Raw genomic sequence first — 23974 nt, forward strand, 5'->3', positions numbered from 1 at the left:
CTCGTGGTTGTTGAGAGCCATTCATCCAAGAGCGGTGGCCGGAGGGACCGGCACGGTCGCGAAGAGCGCGAACGCGCCGGTCAGCACGGCCCGGCCGAAGAACTGCCCGCCCCGCGCGGTCAGCGCGAAGGCGCGGACGGAGGGCGGCGCGAGGCGCGCGCCTCCCGGCGGGAACGCGACGTCGATGTCCCGGAAGGAGAACCGGGCGGGCAGATCGAGCGCCCCCGTCTTGTAGAGCGCCTCCTTCGCGCTCCAGAGCAGCGTCTCGAGCGCGGCGCGCGGGGCGCCCGCCGCGGCGCCGCGCGCGAGCCCCTCGCGCTCGCGCGGCGTGAAGTGCTCGTCGGCGAAGGCGGCCGCGCGCGCCTCGACCCGCTCGACGTCCACGCCGACGGCGCGCGCCGTGGTGACCGCCGCCGCCGCGAGGTCGCCCGCGTGGGAGAGCGACAGCGCGAGCGCGCCGTCCTCGAAGCGCGGGGGGCCGCCGCCGGGCCCCGTGACGGCGCAGGCGAGGTAGTCCGCCCGCGGGTGCGCCTCGAGCGCGGCCGCGTCGAGCGCGACCAGCGGGGCGCGGCGGCCGGCGGCGAGCTCCAGCCGGAGCCACTTCGCCGCGACGCGCGCGCACGCGGACTGCACCCGGCGGGCGGCGGCGCGCTGACCGGCGCACGCGCGGCGCTCGCCGGCCGTCAGGTAAGGCTCGAGGCGCGCCGCCGCGGCCTCGTCGGCCCGGACGACCGCGATCGCGAGCGGCGGCGTCACGGCGCCCCCAGCGGCAGCGACGCCGGCGCGGCCGGGCGCGCGTCGGCGGCCACGCGGCCCACCGCGAGCCCCACGAGCCCCTCGAGGTCGAGGAGCACGCCGCCCGCCGGGTCGAGCGCCTGCGCCCACGCGCCGAGGACGCGGTCGCCCGCGGCGGTCGGGGCCGCGGCGACGAGCCGGACCGGGCCGCCCGCGTCGCGGATCGCGAGGTCGTTCGCGGCCGCGCCGAAGCGGATCCGGTCGACGCCGCCCGCGGCGCACACCGGGAACGCGCCCGCCTCGTCGCGGCGCAGGACGCCGAGCGTCAGGAGGGCGTCGAGCAGGAGGAACGGCGTGGCGGCCGCGCGCAGGCGCGAGAGGGCGCGGTCCTTCGGGGGGCGGAACCGGGCCGACGTGAGCGCGGCGCCGAGCACGACGGTGCCGAGGTGGTCGAACCAGCCCGCGTGCCGGAGCGGCGCGCCGGGGCTCGCGTAGGGATCGCGGAACGCCGGCCCGTCGACGCGCCCGGCGTGGCGCGGGGCGAGGACGTCGCGGCGGGCGTCGAGCGCGCCGAGTTCGACGACGCAGGTCGCGAAGGGCACGCCGGCGCGGAGGACCAGCCCCGACCGGTGGACGAAGTCGCCGCGCACCTCGACGGCGCACGCGAAGCGCCCGCCGGCGAGCCGCTCGCTCCGGGTCGTCACCGTGCGCACCTCGCGGGCCGCGTCGTCGGGCAGGCGCAGCAGCTCGAGGAAGCGCACGTCGCGCACCTCGCGGACCACCGCGCCGGCGTCGGCCGCCGCGAGCGCGTGCCGGACGGCCAGCTCGACGAGGAAGGCGCCGGCCGCGACCGCGGAAGAGCGCGCCCGGTGGTCGGAGAGCCACGGATCGACGCGCGGATCGAGCGTCCACGCGCGCTCCTCTGGGCCCCCCGGGGCGCCCGTCGCCGCGGCGCGCGGGCCGGACGCGGCGGCGCGCGGGCCGGACGCCGCGATGCGCGGGGCGAAGCGCTCGATCTCGCTGTCCGTGAGCAGCACCTGGGCCGCGCCGACGGGGCGCTCGGCCGCGAGGTCGAGGAAGATCTGCCGCCCCTCCTCCGGCTCGATGCCCCGGAGCGAGCGCGCCGCGCCGAGCGCGCTGTACTCGGACCCGGCGGTCATGCCGACGCCGTTCCAGCCGAGCCACGCGATGCTGGACCACGGGCCGGCGTCCGCCTCGGCCGCGAAGCACGCGGCGGCGCGGTTCATCGCCTCGTTGGCCGCGCCGTAGTCGGGCTGCCCGTCGTTGCCGAGCACGCTGAACGCCGACGTGACGAGGTGGACGTGCGGCCGGGCGGCGGGCAGGTGGCGCGCGAGCGCGCGCCGGAGGTGGCCGAGGCCCGCGAGCTTCGTGTCGACGATCCGCTCGAAGAGCTCCAGCGATTTCGACGTGAGCCGGCTCGACACCTGGATGCCCGCGCCGTGCACGATCAGGTCGACGCGGCCGTAGGCCGCCGCGACCGCGGCCACGGCGCGCTCGACGTCCGCGGCGTTCGTGACGTCGGCGGCGTGGTAATCGACGCTCCCGCCGCGCGCGCGCAGGTGGGTCAGGACGCGGTGCGCCTCGCGCGCCGCCCGGATGCGGCCGTAGCGCTCGCGCAGCGCGGCCATCCGCACGCCGCGGCCCTCGCGCAGCGCCTCGGCGTAGAAGTCGCGCTCGTACGCGTCGAGCTCCGCGTCGGTCATCGCGAGCGTGCGCGGGGGGGCGTCCTCCAGCCGCGATCGGCCGAGGAGCACGGCGCGGCAGCCGAAGCGATCGAGCAAGGCCTCGACGAACTGCGCCGTGATGCCCCGCGCGCCGCCCGTCACGAGCGCGACCGCGTCGGGGCCGAGCGGCGAGGCCGCGCGCGCGGGCGGCGCCGAGGAGGGGCGGGCGAGCTGCACCACGTGCCGCACGCCGCCGAGATCGACCACCTCCTCGGGGGTGGCCGGCCGGGCGCGCCGCCACTCCTCGAACAGCGCGCCGAGCGCCGCCGCGGCGTCCTGCGCGTCCGTGTGGACGACGCGCACGTCGCCGCCCGGCAGCTCGCGCGCCAGCGACTTCACGAAGCCGCCGACGGCGCCGCTCGCCGGCGCGAGCCGCCCGGCCGGGTCCACCGCGCCGACGACGACCGCGGCGAAGGCCACGTCGCCGCGCGCCACGGCGTCGTAGTAGCGGCGCGCCGCGCCGAACAGCGCGCGCAGCGCCGGCCGGTACGAGCCCGGCGCGCCGTCGACGAACGCGCGCGCGTCCTCGGCGCGGGTGAGCACGACGACCGCGTCGACGTCATCGGGCGCGAGGGCCCGGAGGGACGCGCTCAGCTGCTGCTCGTCGCTGGCGTCGATCGACGGCCCGCCGCCGCCGGCGGCCTCGGACGCCGGCGCCGCGAGCCCGCGCGCGGCGTCGAGCGCCGCGTCGCCGGCGAGCTCGAGGACGCGCGCGCGCTCCTCGGCGGAGCGGGCGGCGCGCCGCACGTCCGCGGCCAGGGCCGCGTCGGCGCAGACGTAGAGGACGCGGGACGGGACGCGCGCCGCGGGACCTGCGGCCGGCACGCGCGCGATCTCGGGGACGTAGCAGTGGATCGGCGTGCCCGTCGCGAACCCCGATGGCGCTGGCGCCGGCGCGACGCTGGGCGCCGGCGCGACGCGAGACGGCGGCGCCGCGCGCACGCCCTCGGGGGGCGCGACCTCGACCGCGCGGGCGTCCGAGGGCCATCGCACGGCGGCGGCGGCGCCGTGCGCGCCCGCGCCGCGGATCGCCTCGAGGAGCTCGACCGCGCCCTCGGCCCCGCGCAGCCGCGCGCGCCCGCGGCCCGGCCCGCTGACCACGAGCTCGCGGCCGGCGAGGCCGCCCTCCGCCGCGGCGGCGGGCGCGACGCGGAGGCGCGCGAGCACCGGAAAGGCGTGGCGCGCCGCGGTCTCCTCGGTGCACAGCGCGACGAGCAGCGCCCCCTCGCCCACCGGCCGCGGATCGCGGGTCGCCGACGCGCCGCGCGCGACGTCGTCGCTGAACGCGTTGACGGCGCCCGCCAGCACGACCTCGCAGTCCTCGTCGAGCACGAGATCGGCGGCCGCGAGCGCGTCGAGCAGCGAGGCCTCGGAGGTGTCGACGACGAAGTTCGGCCCGCGCAGGCCGAAGACGTTGGCGACGCGCCCGGAGATGACGTTGGGCATGTTGCCCGGCTGCGTGTACGGCCCCGTCGCGGGCGAGCCCGCGCGGAGCGCGTCGACCGTCGCGGAGGCCAGCGCCGGGCTCACGCCGCGCGCGCGGAGCGCCCGCGCCACGCGATCGGCGAAGATCCGCTCGTTCGCGCGCGCGCCGCGGCGCGTCTTGCCCTCGTGGCCGACGACGACGCCGATGCGCTCGCCGAGCTCGCGCGCGGGCAGCGCCGCGAGCGCCCTCTCCGCGGCCATCGCCGCGAGCAGCTGCGTCGGGTCCATCGCCTCGAGCGCGTCCGGGAGGACCGGCGCGCGGGCCGGCAGCCGCAGCGCGCGTTCGTCGAACGCGAGCGCGTCCGAGGGCGCGTCCGCGGGCGCGCCGCCCTCGCCGGGGAACACCGCCCCCAACCCGACGACGCACAGCGCGCGGGCCTCGCCGCGCGGGCGCGGGCGCGGGGCGTGGCGGCCCGGCCGGTGCTCCTCGACGACGAGGTGGGCGTTGGTGCCGCCGAAGCCGAAGCTGTCGAGCCCGGCGCGCAGCGGCGCGCCGCCGTCGGCGGTCCACGGGGCGGCCGCCGTCGGGATGGCGAACGGCGAGCGCGCGAGGTCGATGCGCCCGCTCGGCGCCCGGAACCCGTGCTGCGCGAAGATCGTGCGCTCGCGGATCGCGAGCACGACCTTGATGAGCGACGCGACCCCCGCGGTCCAGCCCGTGTGGCCGAGCAGCGACTTGACGCTGCCGAGGGCGATGCGCGGCGCGCCGTCCTCGCCGGCGAACACCTCGGCGAGCGCCGTGTGCTCGGTCGCGTCGCCGACGGGCGTCGCGGTGGCGTGCGCCTCGACGTACTGCACGGAGCGCGGCGCCACGCCGGCGGCCGCGTAGGCGCGCCGCATGGCCAGGCTCTGCCCGCGGCTCTGCGGCACGGTGACCGACGGGCTCGGGCCGTCGCTCGACACGCCGCTGCCGAGCAGCACCGCGTCGACGCGATCGCCCCGCGCGCGGGCGTCGTCGAGCCGCTCGAGCACGACCACGGCGGCGCCCTCGCCGAACACCACCCCGTCGGCCGACGCGTCGAACGGGCGGCTGCCGGTCGCGGAGAGCCCGCCGAACTGCGAGAACTGGCAGGCGTTGGTCGGGCCGGGCTGGTAGGCGCCGCCGGCGATCACGACGTCGGCGAGGCCGCGGCGCAACATCGCGGCGCCGAGGTGCACCGCGTGCATCGACGACGCGCAGGCCGCGTCGACGACCACGGTGCGCACGCCCTCGCGCACGACGTCGCGCACGACGCGCGCGAGCGGCTCGAGGTGGCCGCGGCACGCCGCGCGCCGATCCGCGTCGAGCCCGAGCTCGCCCGCCAGGGCCTCCGCGACGGCCGCGCGGTCGGCCGGGTCCGCGGCGACGCCGGCGAGCGCGCGCTCGACGCCGAGCAGCAGCGTCGCCTCGTCGTGCTCGATCGAGCCGTCCGCCGTCGACCCGAGGAGGCACGCGATCCGGAGCGGCGCGCCGTCGCGGAGCACGGCCGCCTGCGCCTTTGCCTCGGCGAGCGCGCACGCCAGCATGCGGGCCGTCTTGGGCAGCCGCTCGAGGGTGCGCGCGTCGTACCCGGTGCGCTCGGCGTACGGCCCGAGCGCGTCGACCATGCCGACCAGCAGGCTGTACGTCTTGTCTGCGGCGCGGCCGGCGCTCAGGAAGTCGGTCGCGAGCTCCGGGTGTCGCGCGCCGGTGTCGGCGATGCCGCACGTCCCCGACCGCAGCTGCGCGAGGTAGGCGTCGACGCCGCCGGACCCCGGCAGCACCGCGCCCGTGCCGACGATGGCGATCGGCGCGGCGCCCGCCGGCGCGGCGGGGTCGTCGTGGCGGCTCGCCTCGGGCGCGGCGGGGCTCGCGGGCGCGACGGCGCTCGCCGGCACCGCGGCGCTCGCCGGCGCGACGGCGCTCGCCGGCACCGCGGCGCTCGCCGGCGCGACGGCGCTCGCCGGCACCGCGGCGCTCGCCGGCGCGACGGCGCTCGCCGGCGCGGCGCCCTCGCGCGGGCGGCGGTCGTCCCGCTCTTCCCCGGGGAGCGCCGCGACCGCCGTCAGCACGTGGCCGGCGGCGCGCAGCGCCTCGACCGCGCGCCGGTGCTCGGCCACCACGTCCTCTCCGGCGCGGAACGTCGCGATCACGCGCAGGTCGGGCCCCGGCGGCGCGCTCCGTCGTACGAGGGCGGTCAGGGCGCTGCCGCCGCCGCACTCGACGAAGGTGCGGCAGCCCGCCGCGTGCAGGTCGCGCACGGCCGCTCCGAAGTCGAGCGGCGTCACGAGGTGCATGGGGAGCAGGCGCGCGGGCGCGAGCGCTCCCTCGCCGTAGTGGACGCGATCGATCGGCGAGTACGTGGCCAGCGCCGGCCGCGCCGCGCCCGCGCGCAGGGCGGCGCTCGCGAACGGGCCGACCGCCGGCGCGAGCAGGGGCGAGTGGAAGGCGTAGCGGCTCGCGAGCATGGTCGCCCGCACGCCGGCGGCCTCGAGCCGCCGCTCGAGCGCCGCGATGCCGTCCGCCGTCCCCGAGGCGACCGCCTGGTCGGCCGCGTTGATCACCGAGACGAACACATCGTCCCGGCCGAGCGCCCGCACCTCGTCGCGCAGCCGCTCGGCGCCGGTGTGCGCCGCGAGCATGCGGCCGGGCGGCGCGCCGCGCAGGGCGAGCACCCGCCGGCCCACGAGCTCCGCGGCCATCGCGAGCGAGAAGGCCCCCGCGGCGGCCAGCGCCGCGATCTCCCCGAGGCTGTGCCCCGCCACGACGTCCGGCTCGAGCCCGGCGGACCGGAGCAGCGCGACGGCGACGTAGTCCTGGACGAGGATGCCGAGCTGATCGAGGTCGGCGCACGCGTCGAGGGCGGCCCGCGCCTCCGCCTCGCCGGCGGCCACGAGCGCCGCGAGCGACGCGCCGAGCAGCGCCCGCGCCGCGGGCTCGGCCTCGGCGACGGCCGCGCGCGCGGCGTCAAAGCGCGCGTGGAGCGCGCGCAGGAGCCGGAGGTCGAACGAGCCCTGGCCGGGCAGGAGCAGGGCGACCTTCGCGGCGCCTCCGCGGCCCGCCCGCGCGGGCGCTTCCCCTGGCGCGGCCTCGTCCGCCGCGCCCGCCGCGCTCCACTGCGTGCGGTGCGGGCGCGACGCGTGCAGCGGAGCGCGCGCGACCTCGACGGCGTGCCGGAGGAGGCGCTCGGGGAAGAGCTCGCGCAGCGCGGAGCCGCCGCGCAGGGCGAGCTCGACGAAGCGCTGGTGCGGCACCTCTTCGTCGAGCGCCCCGACGTGCATCGTCACGGATCCGGGCAGCGGCGCGAGCTCGTCGCTCGTCGCCCCGACGGCGACGATCCGCTGGTAGCCGCACGCCACGGGCTCGCCGTCGAAGCGGACCGTGCGGAAGTACCCGTACGCGCTCGAGCGCGTCACGGCGCCGAGGGTCATGAAGATCGCGACGCGCTCGCCCACGCGGACCGGCGAGAGGTTCCGGCTGTAGCCCTCGGTGGTGAGCAGCCGGATCGCGGCGCGATCGTCCTCGTGCGGGAGCGAGCCGTCCGCGGCCTCGGCGAAGTAGAGCGTCTCGCGCGCGATGCACTGGAAGCGGAAGTTGGTGAGGTAGTGATGGCTCCCGTAAGCCATGCTGTCCTCGAACTTCACGCAGTACGGAACGACGAAGAACTCGCCCATGGATCCTCTCCACGCAGCCCGCTCGCGCGCGGCGTCGACGCACGCCTGGCACCGCGTGCCAGCCGATGCTCCGTGCGTCCCTCGCCGCCCAGCGGTCCGGGCTGTCGAAATAAGTGTACCTACACCTAAAATGCGCGGCGCGGGCCCACGGCCGCCGGCCGCGCACCCGAGCCGCGGGCGCGCGCCTCGGCGCCGTCGCGGCCCGGGCAGCGAATATCGAGCGATCGACCGACGGATCGGTCAGCGCGCGCCGGGGCCTCCAGGACCCGGCGACGAGCCAGCGATGGAGCGGGGAATGCCGCCCCGCATCGTAGGGATAGGTGTACTTGCACCTGTACGGATGTCAAGCAGTTCGGGACGTCCCAGATGGCGGCTCGACCCGAAACAGTGTAGATACACTTGTGATTGATTTTGCCCGTGCCTCCGAGATCATCGCGAGCCAGTGCGCCCTCGTGCGCGTGCGCCGCGCGTCGCGCGCGCTGACGCGGCTCTACGACGAGGCGCTGCGGCCCTCGGGGCTCCAGGCGACGCAGCTCACGATGCTCGTCGCGGTCGCGACGTGCGGCGACGGGGGCGTGAAGCTCGGCGCGCTCGCCGACGGCCTCGTCATGGATCGCACGACGCTCACGAGGAACCTCGCGCCGCTGGAGAGGGCGGGCCTGCTCCGCGTCGCGCGCGCGCCCGACGACGCGCGCGTCCGCCTCATCTTCCTGACGCGCCAGGGAGAGCGCGCCATCGAGGCGGCGTTCCCGCTGTGGGAGCGGACCCAGAAGCACGTCCGCGAGCGGCTAGGCCCCAGCAAGGCCGACGCGCTCCGCGAGGAGCTCGGCCGCGTCGTGGCCCTGGCCGCGCGCCCCGAGAAGGCGCCCGCGTCGGAGCGGCCGGCGAAGGCGCCAGCGCGGGAACGGCCGGCGCGGCTGGCCAAGCGCAAGGCGAAGCGACGATCGCCGGAGGCGCGATAACGACGGCGCGGCGCCGCCAGAGCGCCGTGAGAGGAGCGCTCAGCGCTCCCGGAAGGCCTGGAAGAAGACGTCGGCCTGCGAGTGCCTCTGACCCGAGATCGGGTTTTTGGGGTGGCGTGGCTCCCTGATCAGATTGCGCAGGTCGCCCCAGGCCGAATAGAGCTTTCTTCGCTCCGACGTGACGTCGAGATACTCGCCGAGGCAGTAACACGGCCGCACGACCCGATCGAAGTTCGTCGTCGGGAAGTTGTCATCGACAGGCGGGTCCAGCGGGATGTTCGTCGGCGCGAGGCGGAAGGAGGTGTCCGTGACGTGCTGCCTGTCGCCGTCGCCGAACGACGCCCCGCGCTCGAACGAGCTCGCCATCTCCACGTCGACGGACCTGTCGCGGTTCTGCGTGTAGTAAACGATGTGCACGTGGCTCGGGTCGTTGCCGACGGTCACGGCCGGGAGCACGTGATGGATGTTCTCCCCGGCCGTGGAGGTGACGGGGATCGGCCGCGTCCACGTCCGCCCGCGGTCGTCCGAGCGGAGGAGGAAGATGTTCGAGCCCGAGTCCGCCTCGCCGACGGTCTCGCTGGTGGACGCCGACCAGGCCAGGTAGACGACCCCGCCGCGCGCCGCGAGCGTCGGCTGGACGATGAGGCGCGAGGCGTGCACATACGTGGGCAAATCGTCCCGCCCCGCGCGGCGCGGCCCGTCGGTGATGGCCAGGCGGACACCGCCGTCATCGCCGCAATCGATGCGCTCGCCGGGCTGGACCACGGGCAGGAGGGTCGGGTCCGGGGCTCCCGGGAGATTGAACTCCACGAACTCGAACGTCTCGCCGGCGTCACGGGACACCAGCATCCGTATGAAATCGGCGTCCATGCCGCTGAATTGAAGGAACGGCAGGTAGAGCGTCCCGTCGTCGGGATCCACGAAGGGGTTCGTGAACTGGATCACGTCCAGCAGGGGCGCGGGCTCCGTCTCCACTTCGGGAACGAAGACGACCTTCGATGTCCAGGTCACGCCGCCGTCGGTCGAGCGCGCGAAGCGGAGCTCGCTCCGGACGGGCGCCTCCGGGGGCTGGAAGCTGGTCCAGGTCACGTACAGGTTGTCGCGTCGCCGGCGGACCGGATCGGGGCCCACGGCCAGCCAGCTCTTGTCGGCCCCGTCGTCCTGGGCCACGAACACCGCATCGGTCCACGTGCGGCCGCCGTCGGTCGATCGGTTGGCCTGCACGCCCCCCTGGCCCTCCGCGTCCTCGGTGAGCCCGACGAAATGGAATACCCCACGGCGATCCGAGCGCACGACGGGATCGCCGAGCGTCCTCGTGCTCCCGGGCAGCGGGGGGATGAAGCCGCTCTCCCAGGTCACGCCGCCGTCGTTCGAGGTCGAGAAGCCGGAGAAGAACATCCTCTGGAACACGACCGCGCCGCCCTCCACGACCGGCTCCACGCCGGCGGACGTGTTGTAGGCGACGACGATGTTGCGATCATGCGCGGCGATCGAGGTCTCGCTCTGGGTCACGTTGACGAAGGGGCGTGTTGGTGGGTCGGTCCGAAGCACGTGAATCTGGTCGAGCGCCGGGTCGTTGACCTGAACGTTCTCTCCGATCGTCCGGATCGACGGCGCAGATTCCGGCCAGTGATACCGGACCGCTCGCTCGGCGATCGTCGCGCGCCCGCGGCCGGCGAGCGTCGTGGGCGCGTTGAGGCTCGCGTCCCGAATGGACAGCGGAACGCCGTTCTTCATCACGGTGCCGAGCGCGAGATCGTGGCTCTCCGCGAGCGGCGCCTCGTCGCGCTCCGGCTCTTGCGAGCACGCCGGGAGCGCGGGCAGCGCCGCGAGGAGCGGTGCGAGATGAACGATGTTCGATCGTAAGGAACGCATGATACCTCCTTGGACTGGACGACTCCGTCGGGCACACGCTCGCGCTCGCGCTCATCGCCCGCGTCGGAGCGGCAGCAGGAGCTGCCGCTGAAGAGAGCGCTCCGCGACGACCTGCGCCCGGCGCGGCGGCTCCCTCGCCCGGCCGAGCGATCTCGAGATCGCGGAGAGTTCTTCATACTACCTGTCCACCAAGAGTGGTGCAACTCGCAGAACCCACGAACTCCACGTTTGATTCGGACGCCCTCTGGAGCGCCGCCGCACGAGATGAACCGACTCAGGAGCTCGCTCCGCGCGCTGGCGCGGGCGCGCTGGCGCGCGAGCGCCGGAGCGGGCGGACGCCTCCATCGCCGCCCGGGGCGCATCGGCGCCAGCGCGGATTGACGGGCAGCGTCGCGGGTTCGAGAGTCGAAGGGCGCTCGCCGGAGCGCGCATGAACGAGAGAAGGAGGACACCATGGACTTCGAGGTGGCACCGCTCCCCTACCCCAAGGACGCGCTGGAGCCCGCCATGAGCCGGGAGACGCTCGAGTTTCATTACGAGAAGCACCACAAGGGCTACATGTCGAAGCTCAAGAGCCTGATCGACGGCAAGCCCGAGGCGAACGCGAGCCTCGTCGATCTCGTGCGCGCGAGCTCTGGCGCGGTGTTCAACAACGCAGCTCAGGTCTGGAATCACACCTTCTTCTGGGAGGGCATGAGGCCGGACGGCGGCGGCCCACCGCCCTCGGGGGACGTGGGCGATCTCATCGCGGGGCTCGGCGGCTGGGAGAAGTTCCGCGGCGACTTCATCGCCGCCGGCGTCGCGCGCTTCGGCTCGGGGTATGCGTGGCTCGTGCTCGACGGCGGCAAGGGCAGGATCGTCGACACGCCGAACGCAGAGACCCCGCTCACGACCGGCGCGGCGCCGCTCCTCACGTGCGATGTCTGGGAGCATGCGTATTACCTCGATCACCGCAACAACCGACAGCGCTTCCTGGAGGTGTTCCTCGACAGGCTCGTGAGCTGGGACGCCGTCGCCAGGAACCTCCGCGCCGCGTCGTAGCAGGGCCCGAGCAGGCCGAGCGGCTGCCGGCGACGATGAAGAGCGATCAGGCTACCGCGCCGGGCCGCCCGTCGGCGTCACCCCCGCGAGCAGCGCCATGAGCGCCGATGGCTCGACCGGCTTCAGCAGGTGGTGATCGAACCCGGCGTCCACGGCGCGCTTTCGGTGGGCGTCCTGGCCGTAGCCGGACACCGCGATGAGCGTGCACCGATCGAGCGCCGGCTCGCGCCGCAGCCGCCGCGCGAGCTCGTATCCATCCATCCCGGGCAGGCCGATGTCCAGCACCGCGACGTCCGGTCTGTGCGCCCGCAGGAGCTCCAGCGCCTCGAGCCCGTCGTGCGCGACCACGACGTCGTGTCCCCACCGCTTCAGGGCGACGGCGAGCAGGTTGGCCGCATCGTGGTTGTCGTCCACCACGGCGATGCGCAGCCGCGCACCGCCCGCCGCCGGCTCGCGCTCGCGGGCGCCCGCCGCCACGACCTCTCCGCGCACCGCCGGGAGGCGCACGATGAACTCGGCCCCCTGCCCCACCCCCGCGCTCACGCACGAGCACGACCCGCCGTGCAGCTCGACCAGGCGCCTGACCAGCGCGAGGCCGACGCCGAGCCCGCCCCGGGAGCGGTGCAGGGACCGATCGCCTTGCACGAAGACGTCAAAGATATACGGTAGGAGCTCAGGGGCGATGCCGACCCCGTCATCGCGCACCGAGACGACCACCTCGTCGTGATCGCCGCGCGCCGACAGCCAAACGTGACCGCCCGGCGGCGTGTACTTGGCAGCGTTATTCAGCAGGTTGCAGAAGATCTGCTCAAGGCGCGTCGCGTCCCCCTGCACGGGCGGCAGGTCCCCCGCGATGGAGAGGTGGAGCTCGTGCCGGCCAACCTCGATCAGCTTGCGGCTGGTCTCGACGGATCGCTGGAGCACGCGCGAGACGTCGACGAGCTCGGTGCGGAGCGAGATCTTTCCCTGGCTGATCCGCGCCACGTCCAAGAGGTCGTCGACGAGCCGCGCCATGTGGCGGACCTGGCGCTCCACCACCTGAGCGGCGTACCCGGCCTCCGGGTCCTCTTCCGGCGTGCGCAGGAGGGTCGTGGCCGTGAGGATCGCGGCCATCGGATTGCGCAGCTCGTGCGCGAGCATGGCGAGGAACTCGTTCTTCCGGCGATCGGCCAGCACGAGCTCCGCGAGGCGCTGCTCCGCGAGCCGCTCTAGCGCACGGCGCTCGGCGATCGCACGGAAGACCAGCACGGCGCCGATGACCTCGCCGCTCGCGTCCCGGATGGGCGCCGCGCTGTCGTCGATGGGCGTCTCGCCGCCGCCCCGCGTCACGAGCAAGGTGTGGTTGGCGAGCCCCACGATGCGCCCTTCCCGCAGCACCCGCCCGGCGGGGTTCTCGATCGGCTCTCGCGTCGCCTCGTGGATGGCGTGGAACACCTCCGTCACCGGCCGGCCGGTCGCCTCGCCCTCGGTCCAGCCGGTGAGCTGCTCCGCCACGGGGTTCATGAAGACGACGCGCCCGTCAACGTCGGTCGCGATCACCGCATCTCCGATGCTGACGAGGGTCACCCGCAGCCACTCGCGCTGCCGGTCGAGCTCCCGGCTGGCGCGCCGCTGGGCCGTGATCTCCCGCCGCAGGTGCGCGAGCGTGCGGTTGAGCTCCACGAACGCCGAGAGCGCGGCCTGCTCGTGCACGAAGCGGAGCACGACGATCCCCGGCTGACCCTCCGACGAAGGGCGCACGACCGCGCCCTCGACGCGATAGCGGCGGCCCTGGTGGAGCGTGAGCGTGCCGATCGTCGGCTGGCGCACGCGCGCGCTGCGCCTCAGCAATCCCTCCACGTGCTCCCGCGCGTCGGAGCAGAGCGCGACGAGGGCCTGACCCTCGCTCGCGCCGCCGAGCGCCTTACGGGCGCTCTGGTTCGCGGCGACCACGAGCCCGTCGGTCGACACGAGCAGCACAGGCTCGGGCAGCACGTCGGCGAGCTGGCCGAAGCTGAGCATCCACATGCCGCGCGCTTATCCCTTGAAATACTCCTGACCTGCCGGCGCGTCGTCGTCAAGCGGCGGCTTCAGGTGCACGACGACGCGGCAGCCGGCGTGCCCCTGCGCGATCGACTCCTCGATGACGACGCGCGCATAGCCCAGGTTCTCCGCGGTGATGACGCCGAAGACGTTCGACGTCATCATGCACAGCGCCTGCCGGTCCTTCACCAGTTCGCCGAACGGACACGCGCGGTTGCCGAGCACGAGCTTGTCGTCGCTCTCCTCGATAACATAGAAATCCCCCTGGATCCGCCGCTTGAGGTCCACCAGCACCTGGGCGACCTGCTCGCGTGTGAGCGCCTCGGCCCGGAGCCCCGACCGGTACTGCTCATTGAGCCTGTCGCCGATCTTCTGGCCCACGATGCTCACGAACCCCGACGCTTGATCGAGGCCGACGACCTCCTGCAACGTGCCGGCGAGCTCGCGCAGGAGCTGCCGCAGAAAACGATCTCTATCGAGCTCTACAGGTAACCGCCGTACGGCCTCTGCTGCGCTGCTCATCGGGAAGCCCTCCTCATTACCGGATGCACGTCTGTGTCTACCATGCGCTGCCCCGACCCACCGAGGCGATGACCAGCGCCGAGCCCCGACCGACCATGACACAGGAAATTTGTTGCTGCACAAAAAAAAGCCAACCCGCGTCGCGTGATGCGGAGATCTGGAGCCCGGCGGCCTCGCGCTGCAGGCGCCGCCGAGACAGCGGCGCGACACCTTCGCCGGCGCACGAGGCGTGCGACGCGCAGGCGCGCATTCGGTCCCAGCGAGGCGCTCGAAGCGCAGATGCCCAGGGGCCGAGAGCAGGAATCGAGATCGGCGCAGGAGCGCTCGCTCGGTCCGGTGCGCACACCGCAGCTCGGGTCCGACGACGGCGAGCGCGCCCGCGTTACGTCAGGAACTGATCGGCGATGACGGCGAGAACGTACCTCCCCGCGTTCTCCATGGCTCTATCGAAACAGGGCCAGCTGGTATAAACAGAGACAGGCGCGTCGAGCCCAGGGGGGGCCTGCGGAGATCGATGCGCAGCTCTACAGCACAGCCCTGTGGGTGAGTCTCCCCAGCGAGCGAGGTCTATGAACACGCAAGCGACCGCGCAGCCTTCTTTCGAGTTGTTCTTCGAGGCCTGCCAGCACCCCTTCTGCGTCGTGACGGCCGAGGGCCGCCTGGTGAAGTGGAACGCGGCGTGCGCGCGGGCGCTCGGCCGGTCCGCCCCTGATCTCACCGGCAAGCCGCTCGACGAGATCGTGGTCGAGACCGATCGCGCGCAGGTGCGCTCGACGCTCGGCGGCCTCTTCCCCGGCCCCTCGACCGCGGATCTCGAGTGTCGCGTGCTCGGCAGCGACGGCTCGACGCGCCTGCTCGCCCTCCGCGCCTCGACGTACGATCGCGGCGACCTCGCGTACGGTGTCTTCGAGGACATCACCGGCAGGCCGCGCCGCGCGGCCGGGCCCCTCATCGCGGAGGAGGTGTATCAACAGATCCTCGATGCCATCGAGGACATGGTCCTCGTCAAGGGCCCGAGGTCGAGGGTGCTCTGGGCCAACAAGGCGTTCCGCGAGCTCTACGGCATGACCAACGCCGAGCTCCGCGGCCTCATCGACGCTCCGCGCAGCGAGCCGGACTTCACGCAGCAGTACGTGAGAGACGACCTGTACGTGTTCGAGACCGAGAGCCGGCTGGTCATCGACGAGGAGCCGGCCGCGCGCCACGACGGCGCGATCCGGACGCTGACCACGGTCAAATCGGCCCTGCGGGGCGAGGGAGGCCAGGTGATCGGCACGGTCGGCATCTCGCGGGACATCACGGACAGCCGGCGCGTCGAGCGGGACCGGGAGCTCTTGGCGCAGGCGATCGGCGCGGCCTCCCAGGGCATCCTCGTCGCGGCGAGCGCCGCCGAGGAGCTGCCCGTCACGTACGTGAACGCCGCCTTCGCGCGCCTGTCCGGGCGGCCGGTGGCCGAGCTCCTGGGCGCCTCGTTCCTGCGGCTCGTGGGCGGCATCGCCGACGCGGCCGCGGCCGAGCAGCTCGCGCGCGCGGTCGCCGAGCGCCGCGAGGTCTCGGTCGAGTTCCCGGCGGAGCGCGACGGCGGCGCGCGCGCCTGGATGCGCATGGCGCTCACCCCGGTGCGCGACGCGTCGGGGCAGGTGACGAGCTTCGTGGCCATCCAGGCCGACATCACGGCCGAGCGGGAGCGGCAGCGGCACGAGCTGGCGCTGAAGGAGCAGCGGCACCTCATCGAGCGCCAGCGGCGGACCATCCAGGCCCTGGTGACGCCGATCATCGAGATCTGGGACGGGGTGCTCACGATGCCGATCATCGGCGTGGTCGACAGCGTCCGCGCGGCCGAGATGATGACCGCGCTCCTCGAGGCCGTCAGCGCGAACCGGGCGCGGTTCGCCATCGTGGATCTCACCGGGGTCGACGTCGTGGACACGGCGACCGCGAACCACCTGCTCAAGCTGGTGCGGGCCGCGCGCCTGCTCGGGACCACGTGCGCGCTCTCCGGCATCTCGCCGGCGGTGAGCGGGACGCTGGTGGGCCTCGGCGTCGAGCTCGGCGAGCTGCGCACGTTCAGCACGCTGCGCGCCGCGCTCCGCCACGTGCTCGGCCAGCTCGGCGTCTCGGTCGTCCGGGCGCGCGCGTGAGCCGCGGCGCGCCCGGCGCGCGAGGCCCGGGCGACCCGGAGCTCGGCGGCGCGTCGTGCCTCCTGAAGCGCACATCGGTCGAGCTCGCCGGCCGCGGCCCCGTGGGTGCGGCCCCCGGCGCTCGGTTGCGGTAAGCTGCGCGCGACGCGCGGCTGCTTCCTGGCGGCGCTCGAGTCAGAATCTGCCCTCTCGCCCCGGCAAGAGCACTCTTCATGGCCGACTTGAACGATCCCGCGCGCCTCGCCGAGCTGCACCAGGTGCTGCTGCGCGACGACGCGGACGCCATCCTCGACACCTGCGTCCAGCGGGCGACCGAGCTCGCGCAGACGCCGATGGCGCTGGTGAGCTTGATCGTCCGCCACATCCAGCTGTTCCGCGCGCACCGCGGCTTGCCGCCGGAGCTGTGCGTGAGCTGCGCCACCTCGCGGAGCAACTCGTTCTGTCAGCTCGTGGTCCGCCACGAGGCGCCGCTCGTCGTCGAGGACGCCCTGGTGGACGAGCGCGTGCCCAAGGAGCTCGTCGAGCGGTATGGCATCCGCGCCTACGCCGGGGTGCCCATCCGGGTGCGCCAGCACGTGGTCGGCTCGTTCTGCGTGCTCGACGTCGTGCCCCGCGGGTTCGGGCCGCGCGTGGTCGAGGGCCTGAAGCAGCTCGCCGCCGAGGTCGGCGCGCGGATCGAGGCGATGGAGAGCGACGCGCCGCCGCCGAGCCGCACCTTGAAGGAGCGGCTCGCGCGGTTCGAGCAGAGCGCGCGCCTGCTGGAGCACGCGCTCGGGGCGATCGCTCCGGTGCTCGCCGAGGCGCAGAGCGCCGCGGCGACGCTGGCGGAGGCGCCGCCGGCGGCGCTGAGCCTGGACGACCTGCGCGCGGCGGTCGACTGCTATCGGGACATGTTCGCGATCGCGACGGAGCTGGCCGAGGACGTGATGCTGATTTCGCGCTCGTTCCCGGCCGAGACGGCCTCGGAGATCGCCCTGGCGACGCGCTCGCTGGCGCGGGACATGGTCGAGATCGGTCCGCTCGTCCGGCTGGCCGAGGGCGTGCTGCAGGGCACGCTCGGCGAGGGGGTCGCCGCCAGGGCGGCGCACGTCGTGCGGGACGCGTTCGCGGCGCACGAGACCGCGTCCGCCGCGGTTCGCCGGATCATCGCCACGGTCGAGCGCGCCCGCGCAACGGAGGTGTGGTGAAGGGCAGAGCGTACCAGCTGCTCCGTTCGTGTCTCGGCGACAAGGACCCTCCGAGCGCGCGCAATGCGTTCATCTATGCGCGGATCATCATGCGCGCGCGCGTGGTGCCCGAGGAGATCACGCCCGCGCTCGACGACCCCGAGGTCGAGCGGCGGCTGGAGCACGCGCTGGAGGAGATCCTCCGCCGCGCGTAGGGGCGCGGGCGCTCGCGCCGCGCGGGGCCGGGCAGGGCGCGGGGACCGAGCGTGGGAGGCGTGTGCGGCCCTGTGCGGCCTGTGCGACCTGTGCGGCCTGTGCGACCTGTGCGACCTGTGCGACCTGTGCGACCTGTGCGACCGAGTCGACGAATCTCCTACTTTCGCCTTCACCCTTCGGGGCGGTCCTGCTATGCAGCGAAGCCATTCTTCGTCGCTGATGCGCCTGCTTGATGCCCATGGCTCGATGCCGGACGCATCGGTCGAGATGCCTTCCTTGGAGAGGACCATGAGCCACGACGTGACGACTGGGTTGTTTGCTGGGCCGAGGTGGACGCGCGGCTTTCTGCATCTTGCGTTACCGGCGATGATGCTGCTCGGCTGTGATGGCTCGTTGGGAGACTTGGCCTCAGGGGGCGGCAACTCAACGGCATCGACGTCCTCGGGGGGCGGCGACGACGCGCCGACGTCGACCTCGGCGTCCACGTCGGCCTCCTCGGGGAACGGCATGGGCGGCATGGGCGGCGACGGCGGCACGGGCGGCGACGGCGGCACGGGCGGCGCTGGTGGCACGGGCGGCGACGGTGGCCTGGGCGGCGCTGGTGGCACGGGCGGCGCTGGCGGCATGGGCGGCGCTGGCGGCACGGGCGGCACGGGCGGCGACACGTCCGCGTCGGCCTCCTCGGGTGGCGGCTCCGGCGGCGCCGGCGGCATGGGCGGCGGCTCCGGCGGCGACGCTTCCACCGCCGCGTCCACGTCGGCCTCGTCGGGTGGAGGCTCCGGCGGCGCGGGCGGCGGCGACGCTTCCACCGCAGCGTCCACGTCGGCCTCCTCGGGCAGCGGCGATTCGTCGACGTCCGCCGTGACCTCCGCATCGGCCTCCTCGGGCGGCGGCGCCGGCGGCATGGGCGGCATGGGCGGCGCCGGCGGCATGGGCGGCGGCGATTCGTCGACGTCCGCCGTGACCTCCGCGTCGGCCTCCTCGGGCGGCGGCGCCGGCGGCATGGGCGGCGGCGACGCGTCCACCTCGAGCGTGACGTCCACCTCGAGCGCCGTGACCTCGACGACGTCGACCGGGACGGGACCCGCCACGGGAACGCCGGTCGAACGGCACGGCCGCCTGAAGGTGATGGGCAACCGCGTCGTCGACGAGTACGGGGCAGGGCTCCAGCTCAAGGGCATGAGCATGTTCTGGAGCATCTGGCAGGGAGAGAAGTTCTACAGCGCTTCCGCCGTCAACACGCTCGTGGACGACTGGGATGTGACCGTCGTCCGCGCCGCGATGGCCGCCAGCGCGGAGGGGCTCGGCTACGTCCACAACCCGGAGGCCGAGAAGAACAAGGTCCGAGCGATCGTGAACGCCGCGATCGCTAAAGGGATTTACGTGATCATCGACTGGCACGATCACGAAGCGATCCGGAACAAGGACGCAGCCAAGCGCTTCTTCGGGGAGATGGCCGCGGAGTACGGCGACGAGCCCGCGGTGATCTTCGAGATCTTCAACGAGCCGGACTACGAGAGCTGGGCAGAGGTGAAGTCCTATGCGGAGGAGGTGATCGGCGTGATCCGCACCGCTGGCTCCGACAACCTCGTGATCGTGGGGACGCCGACCTGGTCGCAGGACGTGGACGTGGCCGCCAGGAACCGGATCACGAGCGACGACAACGTCGCTTACACGCTGCACTTCTATGCCACGTCGCACCGAGATGCGCTGCGCACCAAGGCGTCGAACGCGCTGGCCGCGGGCCTGCCGCTGTTCGTGACCGAGTGGGGCACCTGCGAAAACACAGGCAGTGGCTCGCTCGATTTCGGCGAGGCGCAGCGGTGGCTCGACTTCCTGGACAGCCACCAGATCAGCTGGCTCAACTGGTCCATCGTCGACAAGAACGAGTCCTGCGCCGCGCTGAGGCCCGGGGCGAGCGCGGGCGGCCCGTGGTCGGATGGGCAGCTCACCGAGTCGGGGCGGTGGGTCAAGGAGAAGCTCCGGGCGCCTTGACCCGGGTGGCGGAGCGGAGCGTCGCTCCGAGGAGAGCGCTCCGCCGATGGCCGTGCTGATGCGGATCGCGCGGCGGCCGATGGCCGGCGGGCGCTGGAGCTCCCGGGGCGCGCTCGCGTCGACGTCCGCGTGAGCGAGGATGCGGCCGCTGAGCCTACCGCGCCCTCGAGAACGATGCGCTCCAGGTCGGCGCCACGTCGGCGATGATCTCCCTGAACCGCGGGGGGATGTCCGAGAGCTCGGTCATTTGCTGGATCGTGAGCACCTCGTCGCTCCCGAACCCGACAGGGCAGCGCAAGGCCCATGCGATCGCCTCCTCCTTGGAGCTCACCTCGATCAGGTAGAAGCCGCCGACCAGCTCCTTCGTCTCGACGAAGGGACCGTCGAGGACGGTGCGCTTCCCCCCGGAGATCCCGACGCGGGCGCGGGCTCCGCCGGGGTTGAGCCCCTCGGAGGCGATCAGCACGCCGGCCTTCATCATTTCCTCGTTGTATTTCATGTACGCGGCGAAGAGCTCCTCGTCCGGAGGGCCATCCGCGTCCGCCTTGGTTTCGTTGGTGCCCGGTGCTGCGGTGATGATGAATCGCATCGTCGTGTCTCCTTCCGATGGGACGCGGGCGCCCGGGCGATCTCGACCGGCTGAGCCGTGCCACTGCCGTCACGACGAACCAGAAGACGCGCGATCGACAGGGCGGGCGAGGTTTTGTTCGGCGTCGACAGAATATCGTAGCGAAAGAATTTTACAACAACACTGCTAGCAGCTCAGGTCACCTCAACCTGGGTCGGCCACCTAACAGGTCACCTCAACCTGGGTCGGGTCACGGCCACCTCAACCTGGGTCGGGTCCGGCCGGCCACCTCAACCTGGGTCGGCACCTCAACCTGGGTCGGCCACCTCAACCCGGGTCGGGTCCGGCCACCTCAACCCGGGTCGGCCCCGGTCGTCGGCTCGCTACAACCCATCCACAAGCGTCTCGCCCCCCGTGATGTCCAAAACCGAGCCGGTCACCTGCGGGTTCGTCATCAAGAACACCGCCGCGTGCCCGACGTCCTCCACCGTCCCCATGCGCCGGACAGGCATGGCCGCCCGCACCCGCTCCCGGAGCTGCTCGCGCGCCGCATCGTCGAGAAAGCTCCACATCTCGCTGTCGGTGTACCCCGGACGGATCACGTTGACGCGCAGCGGGCCAAGCTCGATCGCCAGCCCGCGCGCCAACGTCTCGAGCGCCGCAAACGTCGCCGACACCATCGACGCCCCCGCGCGGGGTCGAACCGCCGCGCCGCCCGTCAGGAACGTGATCGAACCGCCGGCGCGCATCCTCGGCGCCGCGTAACGGGCGCACGCCCAGCTCCCGAAGAACTTCGCGTTCATGTACCGCTGCGCCCCCGCGACGTCCTGCTCGAGGAACGCCCCCCACGAGCCAGGCTCCGGCGCGGCGCTGATCAAGAGATGATCGAGCGCTCCAATCCGCTCGAACATCGCCTTCACCGAGCCCTCGTCCGTCACATCCACCGTCTCGTGCCCGACGCGCGCGTCCCCCGGCGCCCCCGCCGCGCGCTCCGCCCTCGGCCGCCGCCCCGCCGCGATCACCTCCGCTCCCGCCCGCGCCGAAGCCCTCGCCGCGCCGAGCCCCATCCCGCTCGTGCCGCCGACGATCACGACACGTCGGCCCTCGAGCGAGCCCTCATGTCCTTTCGCTTCCATGATCCCCCTCAGATCGCCACGAAGCCACCGTCGACGGTGAGCGTGTGGCCCGTCATGTACGGGTTGGTCATCAAGAACTCGATGGCATGCGCGATGTCCTCCGGCTGACCGAAGCGCCGGACCAAGAGGTCCTTCTCCGCCCACGCCTTCATCTGCTCGCGCCGCCCGGCGTGGATCGCCGTGTCGACCACCCCCGACATCAGCACGTTGACGCGGATCGGCGCGAGCTCCAGCGAAAGCGCCTTTCCGAAGCTCAGGATCGCCCCGCTCGCCGCCGCCAGCACCGAGAACCCCTCGCGCGGCGGCTTCACCGCCGACGCCCCTGCCATGAGCGTGACCGAGCCGCCCTCGCGGAGGCGCGGCGCCGCAGCCCGCAGGACGTTCACGAACCCGCGCAGCTTGTCGAAGCTGCGCTCGACCTGCTCGCCGGTCATCGCCCCTATCGGCGCTCGGCTCGCGAGCTCGTCCGCAACCGCCGTGAGCACGAGGTGATCCACGGCCTCGATCGACCCGATCACGCGATCGACCGCGCCAGGATCCAGCATATCCATGGCGATGGCGCGCCTCGTCCCGATGACGCTCTCCGCCGCCTCGTCGAGCCTCGACCGCGATCGGCTGAGCATGACCACGCTGGCGCCCCGCGCCGCCGCCGCGCGCGCCGCCGCGAGCCCGATCCCCGAGCTCGCGCCCACGACCATCACCGTCTGATTCGACAGCTCGCTCATCGTCCTTCCCTCCGGATCTCCAGCACCGCCTTGCCCGCGACCCGCCGATCGAGCAGCGCCGCCGCCGCCTCCGGCGCGCGCTCCCAGCCGCCGCGAAACCCGATCTGCGGATCCAGCGCTCCACGCTCGAGCAGCGAGGCGAGGTACGCGATGTCGGGCCCGAAGCCGGCGCCCACGACGAAGACCTCGACGCGCCTGTCCCCCGCGCGCCGCCGCTCCTGCTCGAAATCGATGGTGCTCGGCTCGCGCGACGCCATGCCGATGCTCTGCACCGAGCCGCCGCGCTCGACGAGGCTCAGCGCCTTGGCGAGCTGCGCGCCGCCGACGTTCTCGAGCACGCCGAAGACAGGCTCCCTCACCTCCGCCAGGTCGACCACGATCTCGTCGGCGCCGAGCGCGCGCAGCCCCTCGGCGCGCGCGGCGCTCCCCACCGCGGCCACGACGTGCGCGCCGGCGCGGCGCGCGAGCTGGACGGCGTAGCGGCCCACGCCCCCCGACGCGCCCGTGACGAGCACGCGCCGCCCCACGACCGGCCCGAGGGCGCGCAGCGCGCGCAGCGCCGTGACGCCCGCCACCGGCACCGTGCTGGCCGAGCCGAGGTCGACCGCGTCCGGCACCACGCCGAGCTCGGACGTGTCGACCGCGCGGAGCTCGGCCCACGCCCCGCTCCGACCGAACGACGCGACCCGCGTCCCCTCCTTCGGCCCAGAGCCGTCCGCCGCGGCGCGGACGACCACGCCCGCGGCGTCCCACCCCGGCACCTCGCCGGGCTCGCGCATCTCGCCGAGGAACGCCACCTCCCCGAAGTTCAGCGATACCGCGTGGACCTCGACGAGCGCCTGCGAGGGCGCCGGCTCCGGCGGCGGCACGTCCGCGAAGCGAAGGCCACGTGGCTGGCTGGGGTCATAGACAAGTGCACGCATCGTGTTTCATGCCTCCTGCCCCGCAGCGTGGAGCCGCCGCCGCGGCCGTTCCATGCTACTTTGTCGCCGATGCATGACCGTTCGTCCGGCGAAGAGGCGCTCTCCCCCGACGCGCTGAGCGAGGTCCTCCAAGACCTCCGGCTCTCGGACGGCACCTACGGCCGCTGCGAGCTGACGCGCCCCTGGGGCATCGATCTCCCGCCGGTGGCGCAGGCGCGGTTCCACTTCGTGGTCTCCGGCGACTGCTGGCTGCGCGCGCCGAAGCGCGGCTGGATCCTGCTCCACGCCGGCGACGTCGCCCTCCTGCCGCACGGGACCCGCCACGCGCTCGCGGACAGGGCGCGCGGGCGCGTGACGCCGCTCGACGAGATGCCGCTCGAGGAGATCGGCGACCGGGCCTACGCGATGCGCGCGGGCGGCGCCGGCGCGCGGACGATCCTCGTGTGCTGCAGCGTGACCTTCGCCCAGCCCGCCGTGCACCCGCTCCTCCAGCTGATGCCCCCGATGCTCCTCGTGCGGGGCGGCGGCGCGGAAGACGGGGTGTTGCCCGTGCTCCTCGACGCCATGGCCGACGAGGTGCTCAGGCGCCGCGTCGGCGCCGCCACGGTGATGACGCGCCTCGCCGACGTGGTGATCACGAGGGTCGTCCGCGCGTGGGTCGAGTCCCGCAAAGAGGACGCGGACGGCTGGCTCGCCGCGATACGAGATCCCCAGATCGGCCGCGCGCTCGCCGCGATCCACCAGCGCCCCGGCGACCCGTGGTCGGTCGAGTCGCTCGCGGACGTCGCGAAGATGTCGCGCTCCATCTTCTCGGAGCGGTTCGCGGCGCTGGTCGGCGCGCCGCCCGCGCGCTACCTCGCACGCTTTCGCATGCACGTCGCGAGCGGCTGGCTGCGCGACGACCGCGTGACCGTCGCCGAGGCGGCCGTGCGGCTCGGCTACGACTCCGAGGCGGCCTTCAGCCGCGCCTTCAAGCGATTCGCGGGCGTGCCGCCGAGCTCGCTGCGCCGGCAGGGCCGCGACGAGGGCTCCCGGGCGTCGCGCGCCAGGGCTCCCTGAAAAAGCAGGCACGAACGACACGACA

At 73.9% G+C, this 23974-nt stretch carries 16 protein-coding genes; 7 read left to right on the top strand and 9 right to left on the bottom strand.

Annotated features, from left to right (window positions below):
* Positions 1-21: 21 nt before the first annotated feature.
* Together WME98_RS00900 and WME98_RS00905 are read right to left on the bottom strand one after the other, a co-directional pair.
* Positions 22-756, bottom strand: a complete 735-nt coding sequence (locus WME98_RS00900) for a 4'-phosphopantetheinyl transferase family protein (protein ID WP_437949480.1) — start codon at positions 754-756, stop codon at positions 22-24.
* Positions 753-7598 (bottom strand): SDR family NAD(P)-dependent oxidoreductase, encoded by a 6846-nt coding sequence (locus WME98_RS00905; RefSeq protein ID WP_437949481.1) that lies wholly within the window; start codon positions 7596-7598, stop codon positions 753-755. The genes WME98_RS00900 and WME98_RS00905 overlap by 4 nt, the downstream gene beginning before the upstream one ends.
* Positions 7599-7999: 401 nt before the next feature.
* On the opposite strand from WME98_RS00905, the gene WME98_RS00910 reads away from it, so the two are divergent.
* Positions 8000-8560, top strand: coding sequence for a MarR family winged helix-turn-helix transcriptional regulator (locus WME98_RS00910; protein ID WP_437949482.1), 561 nt, complete (start codon positions 8000-8002; stop codon positions 8558-8560).
* A gap of 39 nt (positions 8561-8599) precedes the next feature.
* Here WME98_RS00910 and WME98_RS00915 read toward each other — a convergent pair whose 3' ends face one another.
* On the bottom strand, positions 8600-10435 hold the full coding sequence (locus tag WME98_RS00915; RefSeq protein WP_437949483.1) for a sialidase family protein: 1836 nt from the start codon (positions 10433-10435) through the stop codon (positions 8600-8602).
* Positions 10436-10888: 453 nt separating this feature from the next.
* Between WME98_RS00915 and WME98_RS00920 the strand changes: the two genes are divergently transcribed.
* Positions 10889-11476: a superoxide dismutase gene (locus WME98_RS00920; protein WP_061621828.1), complete on the top strand. Its 588-nt coding sequence runs from the start codon at positions 10889-10891 to the stop codon at positions 11474-11476.
* Between the two features lie 51 nt (positions 11477-11527).
* On the opposite strand, the gene WME98_RS00925 is transcribed toward WME98_RS00920, so the two are convergent.
* The gene (locus WME98_RS00925; RefSeq protein ID WP_437949485.1) at positions 11528-13483 is read right to left on the bottom strand and encodes an ATP-binding protein; all 1956 of its coding nucleotides are present in this window, start codon (positions 13481-13483) and stop codon (positions 11528-11530) included.
* Positions 13484-13492: 9 nt separating this feature from the next.
* Positions 13493-14020 carry a methanogen output domain 1-containing protein gene (locus WME98_RS00930; RefSeq protein WP_437949487.1) on the bottom strand — a complete coding sequence of 176 codons (528 nt, stop codon included), beginning with the start codon at positions 14018-14020 and terminating at the stop codon, positions 13493-13495.
* A gap of 569 nt (positions 14021-14589) precedes the next feature.
* Here WME98_RS00930 and WME98_RS00935 point away from each other — a divergent pair.
* From WME98_RS00935 to WME98_RS00950, 4 genes are all read left to right on the top strand, one after another.
* A complete protein-coding gene (locus tag WME98_RS00935; protein WP_437949489.1) occupies positions 14590-16161 on the top strand; it encodes a PAS domain-containing protein in 1572 nt (523 codons plus the stop codon).
* A gap of 212 nt (positions 16162-16373) precedes the next feature.
* Positions 16374-17348: a GAF domain-containing protein gene (locus WME98_RS00940; protein ID WP_437949491.1), complete on the top strand. Its 975-nt coding sequence runs from the start codon at positions 16374-16376 to the stop codon at positions 17346-17348.
* A complete protein-coding gene (locus WME98_RS00945; RefSeq protein WP_437331716.1) occupies positions 17345-17542 on the top strand; it encodes a hypothetical protein in 198 nt (65 codons plus the stop codon). Before WME98_RS00940 ends, WME98_RS00945 begins: the two co-directional genes overlap by 4 nt.
* Before the next feature lie 394 nt (positions 17543-17936).
* Positions 17937-19538 (top strand): glycoside hydrolase family 5 protein, encoded by a 1602-nt coding sequence (locus WME98_RS00950; protein WP_437949492.1) that lies wholly within the window; start codon positions 17937-17939, stop codon positions 19536-19538.
* A gap of 154 nt (positions 19539-19692) precedes the next feature.
* Here the strand turns inward: WME98_RS00950 and WME98_RS00955 are convergent, their stop codons facing one another.
* From WME98_RS00955 to WME98_RS00970, 4 genes are all read right to left on the bottom strand, one after another.
* Complete coding sequence (locus tag WME98_RS00955) at positions 19693-20127, bottom strand: YciI family protein (protein ID WP_437949493.1); 435 nt, start codon at positions 20125-20127, stop codon at positions 19693-19695.
* Between the two features lie 362 nt (positions 20128-20489).
* Positions 20490-21242, bottom strand: coding sequence for an SDR family oxidoreductase (locus tag WME98_RS00960; RefSeq protein ID WP_437949494.1), 753 nt, complete (start codon positions 21240-21242; stop codon positions 20490-20492).
* An 8-nt stretch (positions 21243-21250) separates the two neighbouring features.
* Positions 21251-21967 carry an SDR family oxidoreductase gene (locus WME98_RS00965; RefSeq protein WP_437949495.1) on the bottom strand — a complete coding sequence of 239 codons (717 nt, stop codon included), beginning with the start codon at positions 21965-21967 and terminating at the stop codon, positions 21251-21253.
* The gene (locus WME98_RS00970) at positions 21964-22890 is read right to left on the bottom strand and encodes a zinc-binding dehydrogenase (RefSeq protein ID WP_437949497.1); all 927 of its coding nucleotides are present in this window, start codon (positions 22888-22890) and stop codon (positions 21964-21966) included. Before WME98_RS00970 ends, WME98_RS00965 begins: the two co-directional genes overlap by 4 nt.
* A 69-nt stretch (positions 22891-22959) precedes the next feature.
* Here WME98_RS00970 and WME98_RS00975 point away from each other — a divergent pair, with 69 nt between their 5' ends.
* Entirely contained in the window at positions 22960-23949 is a 990-nt protein-coding gene (locus tag WME98_RS00975) for an AraC family transcriptional regulator (protein ID WP_437949498.1), read from the top strand.
* The last annotated feature ends 25 nt before the right edge of the window (positions 23950-23974 follow it).

Origin of the sequence: Sorangium sp. So ce296 (assembly GCF_051529605.1) — a bacterium.
Lineage (GTDB): Bacteria > Myxococcota_A > Polyangia > Polyangiales > Polyangiaceae > Sorangium > Sorangium cellulosum_D.